Source organism: Rhodococcus sp. 06-1460-1B (genome assembly GCF_002258475.1).
Classification (GTDB): Bacteria; Actinomycetota; Actinomycetes; order Mycobacteriales; family Mycobacteriaceae; genus Rhodococcoides; species Rhodococcoides fascians.
This window is the reverse complement of sequence record NZ_NOYS01000019.1, coordinates 400,199-418,182: the sequence shown is the minus strand read 5'-3', so window position 1 is coordinate 418,182 and position 17,984 is coordinate 400,199. Positions and strand designations below refer to the sequence as shown.

Genomic DNA, 17,984 nt, shown 5'->3' with positions numbered 1-17,984 from the left:
CGCATGTCGTTTCGCGCCTCGTCCGAGGCAGACCACCCGGCGGGTGCGTCCGTCGCCGGGATGGGGATGGTGACGGCCGGCTCGATGTTCGCCAATGTCGTGGCGTATCTGCTACAGGTGCTCGCGAGTCGCATGCTCGGCGTCGAGGGTTACGGCGAGTTCGCGAGTCTTCTTGCGGTGCAATTGGTTCTGGCGGTCCCGGCGTTGGCGTTGCAGTCCGTCGTCGCGCGCGAGGTGGTGCGCGGCCGCAGTTCGCGCGAGCTGCGTGGCGTCGGCTACCGCTGTGCGGCGGTCGTGGGTGTGCTGGCTCTCGCTGTGTCCCCGGCTTTGTCGGCGGCCATGGACGTCTCGGCAGCGGCGACGGTGTCGGCCGTGATCGCTGCGCCGGTGCTGGTGTTGTTGGCCGCGGAGCAGGGGCTGCTGCAAGGACGCGGCCGGTTCGGCGCACTGAGCGTGGTGTTGGCGGCGGCCGGTTTCGGCAAGGTGGCGCCGGCGGTGGTCGTGTTGCTGCTCGGCGGCGGCCCGGGTTCGGTGCTGCTGGCCACGGCGGCCGGTATCGGCGTGGTGGCCGTCGGCGCGCGGTCGGCCGCCGGAGCGCCGGTGAACGCGGTGTCGGAAACCAGGGTGACCGTTCTGACGGTGCTGCAGGCCTCGCAGGTGCAGTTGGTGCTGATCGCGATGTCCGCATTGGATCTGGTGCTGGCTCGGTCGTTGCTCAGCAGTACCGAGGCCGGGCTGTACGCGGTCGGTGCGGTCGCGTCCAAAGCGGCGTTCTGGCTGCCGCAGGCGGTCGGAGTGGTGTTGTATCCGCGCATGGCGAACCCGCTGCACTCGGCTGCCGCAGTGCGATCGGCGCTGACCGTCGTCGCCGGACTCGGCACGGTACTGGTACTCGGGGGCGCGCTGGCGTCGCCGCTACTTCCTTTGGTTGTCGGTGACACGTATTCCGGTGTGCAGCAATACGTGTGGCTCTTCGTGTTGCAGGGGGCGTGCCTGGCGGTACTGCAGAGCGCGCTGCTGTGGGCAATCGCGGGGGAGCGCACCCGCCTGGCCCTCGTCGCCTGGTTCGCCCTCGCGGTCGAGGTGCTGCTGTTGCTGTTCGTGGCCTCCACCCTGGCCCAGTTCGTCACCGTCGCAGCCGTTACCGCCGCGGTCACGATGGCCGTCGTGTGCGGCGTTGTCCTGTTCGGCGACAGAATCAGTCGCGCGCGGGCCGGATCTCGCCGATGATCTCGAAGTCGACAGCACCCGCCAACGCCAGATAGATCGGTTGCGAGACGTGGCCGTCGGACAGAAACAGGTGCCCACGGGCACCGGTGAACGACACCGAATCGGATACGGATTCGATGATGCGAACATCTGCTGTGCCTGCCCTGTTCACCAGCGCGCCCAACAGTTTGATGCCCTCGTAGCACGACTGTCCCAGTGCGCCGACGATCGGCGCATCGACCCCGAATGAACGAGCGAAACGAGCCGAGAATCCCAAACTTGCTTCGGTGGCGAGGGTTTCGAAATAGCCGGACGCGACGTACAGCCCGTGGGTGTTCTCGCCGCCGGCCGCCAGCAACATGTTCTCGTCCATCAGTGGACTGAGGCGGATGCAGTGCCCGTCCAGCCCGGCCCCGGCGAATTGCTGATGGAAATGGACTGCGTCGTCGCCGATGAGGAGGACCACGGTCGCGTCGGCACCCGACCGCTGGATCGCGGTGACGGTCCTTGCGAAGTCGCTCGTGCCGACCGGTGCGAACTCCGCGTGCACCACCGATGCGCCCAGCCCACGGAGCCGAGTAGCCGTGATGGAAGCGCTCTTTCGGGGCCAGACGTAGTCGTTTCCGACGATCGCCCAGCGGCGTCGTCCGAATTCGCGAACGAGGAACTCCAGCGCCGGCACCAGTTGGTTGGCAGGGGTCTCACCGGTGATGAACAGTCCCGGGTAGCGGTCGCCGCCCTCGTACATGGAGGTGTACACGTACGGAATCCGTCCGAGCGTCACCGGAATGACGGCTCGCCGTACCGCCGAGGTGTGCATCCCCGCCACCGCATCGAGGGCACCGGCATCGAGCAGCGTCGCGACCTCGTGGGCCACCGTCACCGGATCGCGGCCGCCGTCGATGGACATCAACTCGACGCGGCGGCCCAACACGCCGGCCGAGGCGTTGAGTTCGTCCCTGGCCAGCTGGGCCGACAGCTCGCTCGACGGTCCGATGATGCCGAACGGTCCGGACATCGGAAAGATCAGGCCGACGCGAAACGTGTCGAACCGATCGCTGTTCATCGTGCCGTCCGTCCGCTCGGTGTCTCTTCGCGGTTCGCTTCACCATAGAATCGCTGAGAGAGACTGTAGCGCCGACGCAGTAACCGAGCAGGGGGACGATCACGTGGATCACCAGGATGCTGCGTCGGCAGCGCGTTTGCTCACCGTGGTCGAGCGGGCCGTGTCGGATCGATTGCGCGCCACCCTCGTGCCGTGGGAATTGGACCTCGAAGAATGGCGAGTGCTGTCGCTGTTGTCCGACGGTGAGGGACACACGATGGCCGAGACGGCGGAGTTCGCATTGCTCTCGCCGCCGACGTTGACCAAGGCGGTCAACCGGCTGGTGTCCAACAATCTGGTGCACCGCCGTACCGGCACCGTCGATCGTCGGCAGGTGCTGATTCGCTTGACTGCCCGTGGGAAAGCGAAGCACGACGCGGCCGCCCCGATGATGAACGACGCCGCGGCGATGGTCTTCCCGTCGGAGTCGGATCGTGAGCTGTTGCAGTCTCTGCTCCGGGCCCTCGAGACCAACGCGAAGACGGCCTCGATCACCCACTGACCTTTCTCGGCGTCCGGTCTCGGACGCGGTCTCCGCCGTAACCTGCCAGGTCGGCCGCTTTCGTGATCTCTTTTTAACATGTTTCACATTGCAATAGTGTCCACGGAAAGTATTGTTCCGATGCAGCGCAGCCAGCGCTCTCGCCGCGAACCGAAGTGGACACCCGTTCATGAACATGAAGAAATACTTCGAGGGGCCAGCGACCAGCCTCGACGATCAGATCGAAAGCTACGCAACCTCCCGAGTGCCCGACGACCAACGCTGGCGGCGGCCGGCGATCCTGCTGGTCCTCACCGGCAACGTGACCGCGATGTTCTGGTTCGCCCTCGGCGGCCAGATCGGGTTTCTGGTGGGATGGCCGATGTTCCTGATCCCCTTGGCGTACATGGTGATCGGTGCGACGCTCGTCGGCAGCCTCATCATGCGTATCGCCAGCCAAGAGGGTCTGTCGCTGCCACTGCTCACCCGCGGGCTCGGGTTCGGAACCAAGGGTTCTGCCGTCGCCTCGCTCGTCTACGCGGTCAACTACGTGTTCTACTTCATCTTCGAGGGTAGCATCGTCTCGCACGGGCTCAGTGAGCTCGCGGGGATCGATATCGACTCCGCCTGGGCCACAGTGGTATTCGCGCTGGTCGCACTCGTGGCGCTGTTCTTCTCCTGGCGCGGTATGCACTCGATGAACATTCTGCAGCGCTTCGGGATGCCGATCTTCCTGATCCTGTTCGCCGTCGGTATGTACATGCTCGCCAGCGGTTACGTACTCGTCGGGCCCGGCGAATGGGAAGCGACCGGTGGATTCACCGCCACCGCAATGTGGCAGGCCTTCAGCCTCGCGAACGGGCAGGTCGTGTTCCAAGCACTCATCGCCACCGACTACGGACGGTTCGTCAAGAAGAGCGTCAGCTATGTGGGAACGGCCGGACTGATGCTGGCAGAACTGCTGATGATCGTCGTCGTGATGATTCTCGGTGTGTTCCTCGGTTTCACGATGCTGCGTCATTTCACCGGAACCACTGCAACACCGGAACTCTCGGCCACCGACCCGGGACTGTACTTCGCCATCGTCATGGGTCTGCTCGGCGTGATCTTCGCGGTGGTCACCCAGGTACGCATCAACGTCATGAACCTGTACTCCGGATCCCTGGCCCTGTCCAACGCGTGGGATGTGCTCTCGCCCAGAAAGGTCGGGCGTCAATGGTGGATGGTGGCGCTACTGGTGGTGGGCGTGCTGTGCTACCCCGTCAACATTCTGCAGTACACCGACAAATTCCTGGCCGTCACCGGCATCATGACCAACACCTGGATCTTCATTCTGCTCGCGGACTACTTCGTATGCAGAAGACTGCTCGGCCTGGCACCCCGCGACAACATCGAGTTCCGCGAAGGGCGAGTGCGCAATTGGAACCCCTGCGGCATCATCGCCATGGCAGCGGGCGTCGCGGTGGGCGGACTCGGCGTGTTCGGACTCTACCCGTCGTATTACGCGTCGTTCATCGCCATGCTTCTCGGTCCTCTTCTCTACGTTCCGCTCACGATGGCAACCCGCGGACAGTTCTACGAACCACCGAAATCGAGCGATCCCCTCATCGCCGAAAGGATTGTGGCGTCATGACATTCACTGCAGCAGCCGTCCAATTCGAGCCCACGCTGTTCGCGAAGGAATCGAACGTCGCCGCTCTGAGCGATCTCGTGGAGAAGGCGGCGTCGGACGGGGCGCGCCTGATCACGACACCCGAAATGGCAACCACCGGCTACTGCTTCCACGACACCGAGGAAGCGGCAACCGTCGTCGAACAGATCCCCGGCCCCACCACCGAGACGTTCGCCGAGATCGCCTCCCGTCGTAACTGCTACATCGTCGTGGGCATGCCCGAAGTCGATGCGACGAGCGGATTGTTCTACAACAGTGCAGTTCTCATCGGTCCCGAGGGAATCGTCGGCACACACCGCAAGACGCATCCGTACATCGCCGAGCCCAAATGGGCGGCCCCGGGCGATCTCGGGCACCAGGTGTTCGAGACCCCGCTCGGTCGCATCGCACTGCTCATCTGCATGGATCTGCACTTCCTGGAGACGGCGCGAGTGGTTGCGCTTCAGGGTGCCGACGTGATCTGCCACATCAGCAACTGGCTCGCCGAACGCACTCCAGCCCCCTACTGGATCAGTCGGGCCTTCGAGAACAACTGCTACGTCATCGAGAGCAACCGCTGGGGTCTCGAACGAACCGTTCAGTTCAGCGGCGGCACCTGCATCATCGAACCCGACGGAAACGTGGCCGGTCGCCTCGACGTCGGTGACGGTATTGTTCTCGGCGACATCGACATTCGTCGCACACGTGAGGCCGGGCCCGTGCGCAGGCCGAATCTGTACCGTGAACTGCAGACCAACACGTACGCGTGGAACCCGCTCGATTTCTTCACCCTCTACGGCCACTCGCCCTTACCGGCCGGGCGGACTTCGTCGGTGAGCGTCGTGCAATGCACTCCGGGGACGTCGATCGACGGCAATCTCGACGACATCGAGCAGTGGGCCGCCGGCCTCGGGGGCGCGAGCGATCTCATCGTGTTTCCCGAACTGTCCGTCACCGGGCCGGTCTCCGCGGATCGGCCGCCGCGCGAGGTCGGGGAGTCGATCGACGGGACGTCGCTCTCACGCGTCGTCGATATCGCTGCTCGACATGGTGTTTCGATGGTCGTCGGTGTGGCCGAGCGCGACATCGGATCCGATCGGGTGTACAACTCCGCAGTGCTGGTTCAGGCGGACGGAACCTGCACGGCGTACCGCCAGATCCATCTGTCCGTCGAACACACCTCGCTGTTCGATGCGGGCGACCGCTGGACCGTCGTCGACCTTCCCGTCGGGAGAGTGGGAATGCTCGTCGGTCACGATGCACTGTTGCCGGAGGCCGGCCGAATTCTGGCGCTGCGTGGCTGTGATCTGATCGTTTGCCCGGCCGCACTCGCAGGCACCTTCGTCGGCTCCCATCCGGGAACCGACATCCCCCATGCAGCAGAGATTCCCACCGGAGCCGATCCCACGCACTGGCATCACATGCGCGTCCGGGCAGGCGAGAACAACGTGTACTTCGCCTTCGCCAACACGATCGACACCGACCGCGGAATTGCCGGACACAGCGGAGTATTTGGGCCGGACACCTTCGCCTTCCCCCGAACCGAAGCCCTCGTGGACGGCGACGCACCGGGCCACGCGACCTGCGTCGTGGACACCACGAGCCTGGGTGGGGCGTACCCCACCAACGTCGTGCGCCGCAAAGACCTCGTGCTGATGCGCCAACCACACCAGTACGGAATCCTCTCGACAGCCTGAGTGGCCGAAAACGCCAGTGGCGTGGTCATGTCCCCGCTGGGGCACACAACCACGCCACTGGCTATCTGGTCATTCCGCAGGCTCCACTCCTGCGCAGCGCACTTACTCCTTGGAGAGGTTCGTCCTCGGAATCTCTTCCGTGCGATCGGTCGTCCAGTCGCGGTTCGGTGCGGTGCCGCCACTGGGGGTCGGGCGAGGACCGGCGTCGGTGCGGGCCGGCTGACGGTGCCCACCGTTGCCGCCGCCGCGCAGCAGCAGAACGACTCCGGCGATCAGCGAGATGACACCGAGGATGCCGGCGACGATCGGAACGGTGCGGCCGAAGAGCGACAGCTTGTCCTGTCCGTCCTTGGCCTGCTGGATCTGGTACTCGACGGTGTTCTCGTCGAACGTGATCGGGGCCTTCAGCACGTCGACCTCGGGGCGGCCTGCCTCACGGCCGTAGTACTGGTGGATCTGCTCTTCGCCCTTGACGACGACGCCGGTCTCGGGCTCGACCCACAGGGTGCGGGTGTTCTCGTACCAGCGGGTCATCGTCACCGGTGCGGTTCCACCTTCGACGCCCCAGGTGTCGGCGGGCAGCGTGACCTTGTTGGTCGGCAGGTTCACCACGGTCGACAGGTCGACCGGTCCAACGGTCTGCTGGTACTGGTACACCGGCGTGCCGTTGATTTCGGTTTCCTCGACGAAGTCGATGTCCTTCGAGGCGCGCGCGTTGACGTCGAAGTACGGGTAGCTCTTCTGCTCGGCGTTGAACGGGAACTTGTACTGCAGACCGGTGTGGGCCACTTCCTCGGCCGGCTTGTCGCCTGCCACCTGAATGGTGCCGATCGGGCTCTCGACTGGCATCGAGGTCTTGCGGTCGATGCTCACGCGGTCGACCGTGGCGGTCAGCAGTCCGGTGTCGGCCTGCTTGTCGGTGCGGCGCAACGTCTGTCCGGCCTGAAGCGTCATGATGTCGGCATCGGAGGGATCCTCGACGGTGACGAATCTCTGTGAGGTCAGTGGAACGTTCTGATCGACCACGGCGCGACCGGCTGCCAGCGACCGCGCGTCGAGGACGCTTCCGGTGCCGGTGGAGACGGTGGTGACCTCCAGGTCGAGTGGAGTCTTCTCGAGCGCCGAGACGGTGTAGGTGGGGATGAGGATGGCGGCAACCACCAGAAATGCGCCCAAGCCGATGAGGAAAAGGGCCAATATCCGGCTCGGCCCTGAGCGCTCCGCCATGCTGAATCTCCTTAGTCGACCGCTTCACTGGAAGACACCGCAGGCGGGATCGTACGAATTCCCCGATGCGCTGCCCGATTTCTTACGACACGTCGCAGGTGACAGTAACAGTCGACAGTGGCACCGGTCTCGTCCATGCCGGTTCGACACGGCACACTTGAGCCACCATGAGCACTCGAGTCCACTCGGCGTCCGTCGTACCGTTGCGTGCCTTCGTGCCCGCTCTGGAGGGGATGCGGGCAGTTGCCGCGCTCGGCATCGTCGTCACCCACGTCGCATTCCAGACCGGGGCCGCCAATTCCCCGCTGATGGGCCGAGTCTGGGGCCGATTCGATCTCACGGTGGCGATCTTCTTCGCGCTGTCGGGATTTCTGCTGTGGCGCCCGCATGCCGCGCAGGCCCGCGGACTCACGCAGGCGCAGCCCACTCGCCGCTACTTCTGGTCACGCGCAGTGCGCATCCTGCCCGCCTACTGGGTGGTCACGGTGCTCGTCCTGCTGTTTCTTCCGCACGCAGGCGGGGACTATCGGGTGTGGCTGGCCAACCTGTCGCTGACCCAGGTGTTCGTACCGTTGACACTGACCGAGGGCATGACGCAGATGTGGTCGTTGTCGGTCGAAGTGGCGTTCTATCTGTTGCTGCCGCTGTTCGCCTGGCTGATGATTCGGCTTCGAGGATCGTCGGCGAGGTACCGAGTGTGGGTTCTGCTCGCTGCGTCCGCGGTGACGCTCTCCTGGGCGTTCATTCCGATCGCGACACCGGAAGCCATCCATCACGACAACTGGTTGCCCGGCTACTTCCCGTGGTTCGCCGCCGGCATGGTGCTTGCCGAAGTATCGGTCGGTCCGCAGATGTGGGTGCATCGTTGGGCGCGTCGCACATGGGTGATGCCCGCGATCGCGGTGACGGCATTCGTTCTGTCGGCGACGCCGCTGGCGGGCCCACAGGGATTGGTGCGGCCCGAGCCGTGGCAGTTCGAGCTCAAGATCGTCTTCGGTGCCGTGCTGGCGTTCGCGATGCTCTCGCCGTTGGTGCTGGCCGATTCCGGCCGCAGGCATCGGGTGTTCGAGCATCCGGTGATGCTGACCCTCGGCCGCTGGTCGTACGGGATCTTCATCTGGCATCTGGCCGTGCTCGCCGTCGTGTTCCCGGTGTTCGGCATCGTCCCCTTCTCGGGCGACATGTGGTTCGTGCTGACGGTGACCCTGGCGCTGTCGATTCCGGTCGCTGCCGCGAGCTATGCGCTGGTGGAAGTGCCGGCCCGGCGCAGGTTCGCGCCGAAGAAGGCGGTCACGGCTTCCGCATCGCGCTGACGGCCAACGCGACGATGCCGATCAACGAGGCCAGCTGCACCGCGTAGGACCCGCCCACATATCCGTCGGCCGACCGCCACGGCCCGAGCGAGAGCAGCGCTGCTCCCAGCAGGGCGAATCCTCCTGCTGCGCACACCGATACGCGAGACGTGAGCTCCGACCCGTAACGGCGGTTCAGCAGCGCCGAGCCGACACCGAGAACCAGCACCGAGATCGCTCCGACGACGCCTGCCAGCACGATCGCCGCGCCGAGCAGCGCCGCGAACGCCACCGGAGTGCTACGCCAGGGCCTGGGCGCGGGGCCTGGATCGACGACGCCGCGAGGCCGTCGCAGCGCCGCGATCAGCAGCGGAATCAACAGCAGTAGTCCGCCGAAGATCCCGAGTCGATACCAGCGGTCGGTGGTGAAATCCAACGACACCGTGCCCGACGCCCCGGCCGGGACGATCCAGGCCTGCTGCCAGCCGTCGACGACCACCGGGGTCAGTTCGGTCCCTCCGGGTGTCGTTGCCCGCCAGCCACTGTTGTTGCTTTCGGGGATGACGAGCAGGCGATCCGAGGTGCTCGAGGTGAGGGTCACTTCGCGGTGATCGGGGCTCCATGCTGTGGTGCGCGCCGCCTGCGGTGCAGACGTGTCCGGCCACAACGCCGGAATGGGCATGGTGCGCAGTCGAAGCCCGTCGACGAAGAACGACGCTCCGGGTTCGACGACGATGTCCTGGCGTCCCTCGGGGAGCGACACGGGATTGACGAAGTTGTCGTTCACCGGGATGTCCGCGTCGCAGACCGATGCGGGTAGAGCTGCGCCGGAACGGAATTGGTCTGCGGTCGCCGTCACCGAGGTGCGCACCGTCTGCCCCGCGATGGACACCAGGGGTCCGTCGAAGCAGTCGACCGTGATCTGCCGGTCACCGTCGTACGGCGGCCCGATCGGCTCACCGGCGGACAACGGTGTGACCTCGGCAAATCCGGGCGGTTGAGATTGGATGAAGCCCAACGAGTTTCGGTCGAGTACGCCGTCCCAGTCGACGATGGACAGCACGATCCTGTCGGTCACGTACGGTGCCAACGCGAGTGTCGTCGAACCGTCGGTATCCACATCGCGCACCATCGGACCGTTGCCCAGGTTCACTGCCACCCGCGTGGGGTGGGCAGGCAATGCGCCGAGGCTGGGGCTCAGCTCGAGGCCGTCCACCAGTGTCGGAGCGGGCAATTGGATGGTGAGAGTGGGGTCGGTGCCGGCTCGATCGGTGATCGACTTCTCCGGTGCGGTCCACGACGTACGCGGGTCGCCGTCGGTGGCGGCGAAGGCCGAACCGTCGAGGTCCGCGACGTCGGACGCCCCGCTCGCCAGCGGTCGGCCGGGCTGGGCCAGCAGGGCCTCGAGCTCGGGGGACTGCCGCGTGCGCACCGTCAGCTCGGGGATCACCGCGGTGCCCATCGGGACGTCGATCGTGCGCGAGAAGCGGCCCAGTTCCTCCGGCGACTTGGACAGTCCACTGCTGCAGCGGATTCGATCGTCGGTGTCCAGGCAACCGGAGCGGCCGGGAAATTCCTGGCCCAGCTCCCACGCGTCGACGCTCGCGCCCGCAGGAGTGGGCGGCAACACCGCGCGATGCACGATGGAGACCGGCTTGGGGTTGTCTCGATCGGAGTAGTCGTCCACCGACACCTCGCTGATGCCGAACTGACTGCCCCGGGTGCCGTCCACCGTCGACTTCGCGGTGATGCGCAGCCACGGAGTTTCCCCACCGGGCAGCGACACCGTCATCGGGTCTCCCGGCTTGTCCACCCGGGCCGCCGTCGAGCCGTTCGGAGTGGTGACCTCGACCCACTTGACCGGGTCTCCGATCGTTCCCGGGCTGGTCCGCATGTGCAGCAGCCCGCCGCGCACCGGAGTATCGAAATCGAGTTGAAGCCATTGCCCCACAGCGCGTTCGATGCCGTTGCTGATCCAACCGGTGGCCAGGTCGCCGTCCACTGCGGCCGCTACCCCGCTGCCGGGCACACTGCCCCCGATCTGAGTCGCGTCCGACGCCGAACTCGACGCGGTCAACGTCGCGCCTTCCCACTCGGCGTCCACGGTCTGCGCCCCGTACACCGGATAATCGGGCACCTCGTTGAGCGAACGACGGGGCTCGTCGGCGGCCCGCAACGCGGAGTTGTGATTGTCCACCTGACCGAAGTCGGTCTCGCGATTCATCGGTGTGTCGGTCACCGTCACCGAATCGATGGGCAGGCCGGCAGCAGCTGCATCCGACGCCAACAGCGTCGGTCCGGCCGGAACGGGCAGGCGAACACCGTTGTTGCGCAACTCGTTCGATCGCAGAATCGACTCGGGGCCGCCCTGCACCACCGGCACTCGATCCACATCGACCGTGTACGGACCGGAGGCAGGTACGTCCGCTGCGGCATCGACCGCGTAGATCTCTACGGCCGGATACGGAGGCCGTAGATCGCCGTCCAGAACCACCCCGTCCACCTGACCGGGGGCCACGTCCTCGCCGAACTCTGCCACCTTCTCGAGCCCCGGCGAACCGTCGAGCACGCGGTGGACGGACGCCGGTCGGGTGGACCGCGAATCCTCCGGATCCAGGTCGTTGCGCACGACGACGTAGCTGATGCCCTGTCCCACAAGGGTGTCGGCCAAGCCGGTCGACGGCCTGCCGTCGGCGAAGAGTCGTTGCACCGAGTCGAGGGCGCGAATGGCACCGGGCGGCGTGAGCGGCACCGCATCTCGGACGGCCCAGGGCGTGGTCGCGAGAGCCTGCAACGGCTCGTCGCGCGTCAGGCCCCAAGTCTGCAGAGCGAACGGTGCGCCGGGCACGATCAGTGCACGCTGTGCGTCGGAACCATCGGGACTCGAGCCGGAGGCATGGGCGGTGAGCCAATCCGCGGCGTCGTGCCAGTTCTGCGGCACGGCCTCGTACGCACCGCGCGGCGCGAGCTTGCCCGTCCATGCCAGCGCCGTCGAGAGCGTCAGCGCCACCAGGACCAGCGCGGTCACCGCCATCATCGGGTGCTTCTCGGGATGCGCGACGGCCGCTCGCCACGTCGGCCGTGGAACCGAACCCGGCAGTGGAACCCGGGCCAGCAGATGAGCGAGGCCGAGTACCAACGGGATTCGGATGACCGGCTCTAGTTTGTGAATGTTGCGCAGAGGCGCGCCCGCGGAATCGAGGAACACTCGCACGGTTGCCGCGAACGGACCGTCGAGATCGCCGACGAACCCCGCGCCCAGGCCGACGAGGCCGACGAACAACATGACCGTCAATCGGCCGCGGGCCGGCATCGAGCGCATCGCCAGACCCGCAATGCCTGCGGCCGCGATCAAGCCGGTCGCGATCACGGCAGCAGGCTGAGTCACCAGCACGGCGCCCGCCACCCGCTCGGGAGAGACGAACGGGGTCCAGCTGCCGGTACCGCGCAGCACCTCGGTCAGCGACGTCCACTGGGTCGTCGTGCCGGACGACTCGATGTAGTCGAGAAACGGCGGAGAGACCTTGCCCAGCAACAGCAGTGGGACGATCCACCACAGTGTCGCCAGCACCAGAAAGCCGGTCCACCAGGCCGCGAACACCAGCCAGCGGCGGTTCGGCCGATGGCACAGCAGCCAGATGACGGCCACCAGAACGGCGGCGGCTGTCGCGACGGCATTGACCGCGCCCATCAACGCCACGGCCAGCGCCGATTGTGCCGCCGCACGCCGAACCGTGTTTGTTGCGGACCGACTGTTCAGGCAACGAACGATGGGAACGAGCACCCACGGCGCGAGCATCATCGGCATCGTCTCCGAGGAGATCGACGCCAGAGTGGTGATCACCCTGGGGGACAGCACGAATGCTGTCGCTGCGATCAGACGGGAAGTGCGACTGCCGACACCGAGTGCCTCGGCGAGCCGGACGATTCCCCAGAAGCCGGCGACGAGTAGCAGCGCCCACCAGATGCGCTGCGTGATCCACGGTGGGATCGACAGCAGATCACCGCCGGCGAAGAACGCTCCGTGCGGGAAGAAGTAGCCGTAGGCCTGATTCTGAACCTGGCCCAGCGGTGCGGCGCTGTTCCACTGATGCGAGGCGCGTTCGAGAAATCCGAGAGGGTTCTGCGCCAGGTCGTACTTGGTATCGGCGACGGTGAAGCCCGGGACCTGCAGAAACGTGAGCAGGAATGCGAGAGCGGAGACTCCGAAGAGCCAAATCCGACCGAGCGGCTCGGCCGAGATCAACGATCCACGTGAGCGACCAGCGTCAGCGGCTGCCGTACTCAACCTGGTTCAGCAAGGACGAGTCGGCGTTTCCGGTGCGATCGATGTCCGGCCGAGAGTTGTCTGCTGCACCGGCGGTGACTCCGAATACGACCCCGGCACCCAGTACGGCTCCGACGACGGCGGCAATGACACCCGGGACAGCGAACTTCATCTCGGTTCTCCAGTCAGTCGGCTCAGTGAAGCAGTGGGCGAGGTTGTCCCCCACGCGGGCATCACGGTATCACCTGCACCCTGTGAACCGGCCGGTGGACGCGTTACTTTCCGGGAGGAACGATCAGCACGGGTCGATGGCTGTGCCGCAGCACGTGCTCGGCCACCGAGCTCTGCAGTAGGGCCCGCAGCCCCGTGGTGCCTCTGGTGCCGGTGACGATGATGTCGACGTTCATCTCGTCGGCCTTCTCCACGATCGCGCTCCAGATGGCGGTGGTGCATTCGGTGCACTGACCTTCCACCTTCAGGCCTGCGGCCTCGGCCAGGGCGACGCCCTCGCTGTTGGTCACCTTCGCATCGGTGAGAGCGACGTCCTCGGCCTCGTCGTCCGGCACCCACTCGGGCTGCATGACACCCGACAGACCCGACATCCGCGCTGCTTGACGCACCATCGGTTCCCAGGCCGTGACGACGATCGCACGGGAGGTGGTGAGAAACCGTCCCGCATAGTCGATGGCTCGTTTGGCGTTGTCGGAACCGTCGTAGGCAATGAGTATGAGGTCAGCAGTCATGGTGGTGATTCTCCTCATGTCGCTTTCGTCCAGATTACCCCGCCCCTGCCATGGATCAATGTGGGTTTCGGTCGCTCGGAGTGCAACGAAGTCGCATTGATCCCAACCGGAGGGCGGTCAGCAACACGCAACTTCTCGGCTACCGTCGTATTCCATGCGACTTCGGTTTTCGGTTCGGTCCGCTGCAGCACTGACGGTCGGGGTGGGGTTGCTCGTCTCGTGTTCCAGTGAATCGTCGCAGGTGGCCTCGACGCAATCGGCCCCGTCCTCGACGACGACCGCACCGCAGACGACGGTCCCGCAGTCGACGCCTCCGCCGGCCGACGCGTGTGTCACCTTCGTCGACGGTCTGACCGAGCGGCAACGTCTCGCTCAATTGCTCACCGTGGGCGTCACCGGAACGCAGGACGCGATTCGGATCATGTCCACCGAGCAGGTGGGCGGGATCTTCGTCGGCAGCTGGACCGACGAGTCGATGCTCGGCAACCGTGAGGTTCCGCAGGTGCTCGACGCGTCCGCGGTGGCACCGATGGTGACGATCGACGAAGAAGGCGGACGCGTGTCGCGGGTTGCCGATCTGTTGGGTGCGGCACCGTCGGCGCGGGAACTGGCGCAGACGATGTCGGTGGACGAGGCGTATCAGGAGGCCTTGACGCGAGGCCGGGGACTGAAGGATCTCGGCGTCACCGTCGACTTCGCGCCGGTTGTCGACGTCAGTGCTCAGCCCGATGATTCCGTCATCGGCGACCGCTCGTTCTCCGACGATCCGCAGGTCGTCATCGAGTACGCGGGGGCGTACGCGAAGGGGTTGAAGGATGCGGGTGTCGAGCCGGTCATCAAGCACTTTCCCGGGCACGGCTCGGGTTCGGGTGACTCGCACACCGGGGCCGTCACCACGCCGCCGCTCGACGAGCTGAAAGCCAAGGATCTGCTGCCGTTCGCCGCGCTCGACACCACCGGAGTGGGCGTCATGGTCGGCCACCTCGACGTGCCAGGACTGACCGACCCCGGTGTTCCCGCCAGCATCAGCCCTGCGGCCATGGCGTTGCTGCGCGACGGCGTCGGATACGGAGCGAAGCCCTTCGACGGTCCGATCTTCACCGACGACCTCAGCGGCATGGCGGCGATCACGGCCCGGCTCGGGATCGTCGACGCGGTCGAGTCGGCGTTGGTGGCCGGAGCCGACGTGGCGTTGTGGCTGACCACCGATCAGGTGCCGGCGGTGTTGGACAATCTGGAGGACGCAGTGGCGACGGGACGCCTTCCCGCAGCCCAGGTGGACGAGGCAGCGGCGACGGTTGCGCGGTTCAAAGGGGCGTGCGGAGCCTGATCGGTCGTCGCTCGACCTTACTGTGGAGTAACGTCTAGTGCTTCGTACGTATTGGAGGATCCATGGCTGGCGGCACCAAGAGACTGCCCCGCGCCGTCCGCGAGCAGCAGATGCTCGACGCGGCAGTGGATGTGTTCTCCGACAACGGGTTTCACGAGACATCGATGGATTCGATCGCCAAGAAGGCGGCCATCTCCAAGCCGATGCTCTATCTGTACTACGGCTCGAAGGACGAGCTGTTCGCGGCGTGCATCCATCGTGAGGGCCTCAAGTTCGTCGAGGCCCTGACGCCCGCGGCAGACCCGACCCTGACGCCGCGCGAACAACTGCGCCGCGCGCTGGTCGGTTTCCTCGGCTTCGTCGGCGAGAACCGAAAGTCGTGGATGGTGCTCTACCGCCAGGCGATCGGTCAGCAGGCTTTTGCCTCGCAGGTGCAGAGCAGCCGAGACCGGTTGATCGAGCTGACGGCCGGCTTGCTGGCGATGAGTACCCGAGACCCGGAACAGTCACAGAACTTCGGGCTGATGGCCGTGGCGCTGGTCGGGGCCGGTGAGGCTGTGGCCGACCGCGTGGCAGGCGGAGAAATCGAGGTCGACGCGGCAGCGGACCTCCTGGAAAATCTGGCGTGGCGCGGACTCGCCGGCAAGAAAACTGCCACTACCTAGCTGGCCGCCACCTACACAGCCGAACTCGAAGTTATGGACGGAAATCCGGGGAAATCCGTCCATAACTTCGAGTTCGAGCTAACTCAGCGCAGGGTTCCCGTCAGATGCGGGTAGCCCTTCTTCGGGTTCTTCAGTGACAGGTCCCAGCCGGTGCCGACGGCATCGGCGTAAGCGTTGATCGTCGCGGGCAGGAGGATCGGCTTGCCGAATCGGATGCTGTACTTCACGGCCTCCGGGATACGACCTTCGACCGTCTGCAGTACCGCTGCAGCACTCCACATTCCGTGAGCGATGGTCTTCGGGAAGCCGAAAGCCTTTGCACCGAGCGAGGATACGTGGATCGGGTTGCGGTCTCCGGAGATGGCCGCGTACCGGCTGATGATCCGCTGATCGACGCGCAGGGTGCGGGTCGGGGGCGGCGGCACCTCGTCTGCAGGCGGTGTTTCACGGGGTCCACCCGAGAGCGAGGTCTTCTGCAGGCTCAGGAAGCTCGAGGTCTGCTTCCAGACCAGTTCGCGTCCCACCTTGACCTCGCTGATCAGGTCGACCAGCAAGCCCTTGCGGTGCTCGCGCAGATTCTCCACGTGCACTCGGATGTCCAGCGGCTCCGATGCCGAGATGCCGCGGAACTGCTCGATGACGTTCTCGGCGTGCACCGAACCGATGGCGGCGAACGGAAAGCCCTTGGACACCATCAGTTTCATGACTGTCGGGAACACGAGCGTGAACGGGTAGGTGATCGGGAGCTGATCGCCGAATCGCAGCCCCGTCGCGCGGCAGTAGCCGGCCAGGTTGTCCTGGTCCACTCGCAGGCCCTTGAGCTCGAACACGGTGCTGGGCACCGTCTTCGACTTGGACCCGAGGAAGGGCAACGCGCCCAGTGCGGCCGAGGTGTAGATCTGCGATGTCTTCGGCTGCTCGGTGAGCGTGACGGTGCTCATGCGCCGAGGAGGCTCTGGCCGCACACGCGCACGACCTGCCCGGTGACGGCGTTGGATGCGGGAGAAGCGAAGTAGGAGACCAACTCCGCGACGTCGACGGTCTCGCCGCCCTGCAGCAGCGAGCTCATGCGCCGTCCGGCCTCGCGGGTGGCGAACGGGATGGCCGCCGTCATCGCGGTCTCGATGAAGCCGGGAGCAACCGCGTTGATGGTGATGTTCTTCTTCGCGAGCACCGGTGCGGATGCATGCACCAGGCCGATGACGCCGGCCTTGGAGGTGCCGTAGTTGGTCTGGCCACGGTTGCCCGCGATACCGGCGATGGACGAGACGTCGACGACACGTCCGCCGTCCTTGAGCGCGCCCGATGCCACCAGCTCGTCGGTAATACGCTGCGGTGCAGCGAGATTGACGCCGATGACGGAGTTCCAGCGGGCGTCGTCCATGTTCGCGAGGGTCTTGTCGCGGGTGATGCCGGCGTTGTGCACGATGATGTCGGCACCGCCGTGGCGCTCGAGCAGGTGCTTCGAGAGGACCTGGCCGGCGTCGGGCGAGGTGACGTCGAGGGCCAGCGAGGTACCGCCGACCTTGTTGGCCGTCTGCGAGAGTGCTTCTCCCGCTGCGGGAATGTCCGCGGCGATGACGGTGGCTCCGTCACGGGCGAGAACCTCGGCGATGGTGGCACCGATGCCGCGGGCAGCGCCGGTGACGACGGCGACCTTGCCGGCGAGCGGCTTGTCCCACGAGGCCGGTGCCTGCGAGTCGGCGTCGCCGACGACGATGACCTGGCCGTCGACGAAGGCGGACTTGGCCGACAGCAGGAAGCGCAGGGTGGATTCGAGGCCGGAGAGTCCGGTCGACGCGTTGGGGGAGATGTAGACGAGCTGAGCCGTCGCGCCGCGCTTGACCTCTTTGCCCACGCTGCGGGTGAAGCCTTCGAGGGCGCGCTGCGCGATGTGCTCGTCGACGCTCGACGTTTCTTCGGGGGTGGTGCCGATGACGACGACGCGAGCCGAGGGTGCCAGGTTGCGGATGACCGGCTGGAAGAACTTGAAGAGCTGCTCGAGCTCGGCGACGTTACCGATGCCGGTGGCGTCGAACACCAATCCGCCGTGCTTGTCGTCGTGCGGCTGCGACTGCGGGTAGTCCGAGAGCAGCTCACGCAGCGGCTCGACGAGGCGGCCGCTGCCGCCGATCAGGACCGGTCCGGCCAGTGGCGGCTCGCCTGCCTTGTAGCGGCGCAGCTTCTCGGGCTGCGGCAGGCCGGCCTGCTTGGCGATGAAGGCTCCCGGCGCGGACGCGAGGAACGTTGAGTAGAGATCTGGGGCTCCCTTGGAGGCTGCCACTGTCGTACCTTTCATTCAGCGCTGCTCGCTCTG

14 protein-coding genes are annotated in these 17,984 nt (G+C 65.9%); 7 read left to right on the top strand and 7 right to left on the bottom strand.

The annotated features are described in order from the left end of the window. Nucleotides 1-3 precede the first annotated feature (3 nt). On the top strand, nucleotides 4-1,230 hold the full coding sequence (locus CH268_RS10150) for a polysaccharide biosynthesis protein (RefSeq protein WP_176457909.1): 1,227 nt from the start codon (nucleotides 4-6) through the stop codon (nucleotides 1,228-1,230). On the opposite strand, the gene CH268_RS10145 is transcribed toward CH268_RS10150, so the two are convergent. Further along, nucleotides 1,199-2,275 (bottom strand): substrate-binding domain-containing protein, encoded by a 1,077-nt coding sequence (locus tag CH268_RS10145; RefSeq protein ID WP_094663685.1) that lies wholly within the window; start codon nucleotides 2,273-2,275, stop codon nucleotides 1,199-1,201. The genes CH268_RS10150 and CH268_RS10145 overlap by 32 nt on opposite strands. A gap of 103 nt (nucleotides 2,276-2,378) precedes the next feature. Here CH268_RS10145 and CH268_RS10140 point away from each other — a divergent pair, with 103 nt between their 5' ends. The 3 genes from CH268_RS10140 (at nucleotide 2,379) to CH268_RS10130 (ending at nucleotide 6,143) form a co-directional block, all read left to right on the top strand. Then, nucleotides 2,379-2,816, top strand: a complete 438-nt coding sequence (locus CH268_RS10140; protein ID WP_032367431.1) for a MarR family winged helix-turn-helix transcriptional regulator — start codon at nucleotides 2,379-2,381, stop codon at nucleotides 2,814-2,816. Between the two features lie 169 nt (nucleotides 2,817-2,985). Then, on the top strand, nucleotides 2,986-4,428 hold the full coding sequence (locus CH268_RS10135) for a purine-cytosine permease family protein (protein ID WP_094663683.1): 1,443 nt from the start codon (nucleotides 2,986-2,988) through the stop codon (nucleotides 4,426-4,428). Further along, entirely contained in the window at nucleotides 4,425-6,143 is a 1,719-nt protein-coding gene (locus CH268_RS10130; RefSeq protein ID WP_094663681.1) for a nitrilase-related carbon-nitrogen hydrolase, read from the top strand. The genes CH268_RS10135 and CH268_RS10130 overlap by 4 nt, the downstream gene beginning before the upstream one ends. Before the next feature lie 102 nt (nucleotides 6,144-6,245). Here the strand turns inward: CH268_RS10130 and CH268_RS10125 are convergent, their stop codons facing one another. Further along, nucleotides 6,246-7,370 carry a DUF3068 domain-containing protein gene (locus CH268_RS10125; protein WP_063216406.1) on the bottom strand — a complete coding sequence of 375 codons (1,125 nt, stop codon included), beginning with the start codon at nucleotides 7,368-7,370 and terminating at the stop codon, nucleotides 6,246-6,248. Nucleotides 7,371-7,537: 167 nt separating this feature from the next. Between CH268_RS10125 and CH268_RS10120 the strand changes: the two genes are divergently transcribed. Then, the gene (locus CH268_RS10120; RefSeq protein ID WP_094663679.1) at nucleotides 7,538-8,683 is read left to right on the top strand and encodes an acyltransferase family protein; all 1,146 of its coding nucleotides are present in this window, start codon (nucleotides 7,538-7,540) and stop codon (nucleotides 8,681-8,683) included. Here CH268_RS10120 and CH268_RS10115 read toward each other — a convergent pair. The 3 genes from CH268_RS10115 to CH268_RS10105 form a co-directional block, all read right to left on the bottom strand. Continuing rightward, nucleotides 8,661-12,908: an alpha-(1->3)-arabinofuranosyltransferase gene (locus CH268_RS10115; RefSeq protein WP_094663677.1), complete on the bottom strand. Its 4,248-nt coding sequence runs from the start codon at nucleotides 12,906-12,908 to the stop codon at nucleotides 8,661-8,663. The two genes, CH268_RS10120 and CH268_RS10115, sit on opposite strands and share 23 nt — an antisense overlap. Nucleotides 12,909-12,930: 22 nt before the next feature. Continuing rightward, a complete protein-coding gene (locus CH268_RS10110; RefSeq protein WP_072692026.1) occupies nucleotides 12,931-13,101 on the bottom strand; it encodes a DUF2613 domain-containing protein in 171 nt (56 codons plus the stop codon). Between the two features lie 103 nt (nucleotides 13,102-13,204). Further along, a complete protein-coding gene (locus CH268_RS10105) occupies nucleotides 13,205-13,672 on the bottom strand; it encodes a universal stress protein (RefSeq protein WP_027495380.1) in 468 nt (155 codons plus the stop codon). A gap of 154 nt (nucleotides 13,673-13,826) precedes the next feature. On the opposite strand from CH268_RS10105, the gene CH268_RS10100 reads away from it, so the two are divergent. Continuing rightward, entirely contained in the window at nucleotides 13,827-15,002 is a 1,176-nt protein-coding gene (locus CH268_RS10100) for a glycoside hydrolase family 3 N-terminal domain-containing protein (RefSeq protein WP_027495381.1), read from the top strand. Nucleotides 15,003-15,064: 62 nt separating this feature from the next. Next, nucleotides 15,065-15,667 carry a TetR/AcrR family transcriptional regulator gene (locus CH268_RS10095; RefSeq protein ID WP_027495382.1) on the top strand — a complete coding sequence of 201 codons (603 nt, stop codon included), beginning with the start codon at nucleotides 15,065-15,067 and terminating at the stop codon, nucleotides 15,665-15,667. Nucleotides 15,668-15,750: 83 nt separating this feature from the next. On the opposite strand, the gene CH268_RS10090 is transcribed toward CH268_RS10095, so the two are convergent. Beyond that, on the bottom strand, nucleotides 15,751-16,608 hold the full coding sequence (locus CH268_RS10090; protein ID WP_094663675.1) for a MaoC/PaaZ C-terminal domain-containing protein: 858 nt from the start codon (nucleotides 16,606-16,608) through the stop codon (nucleotides 15,751-15,753). Next, a complete protein-coding gene (locus CH268_RS10085; protein ID WP_063216413.1) occupies nucleotides 16,605-17,951 on the bottom strand; it encodes a 3-oxoacyl-ACP reductase in 1,347 nt (448 codons plus the stop codon). Before CH268_RS10085 ends, CH268_RS10090 begins: the two co-directional genes overlap by 4 nt. Between the last annotated feature and the right edge of the window lie 33 nt (nucleotides 17,952-17,984).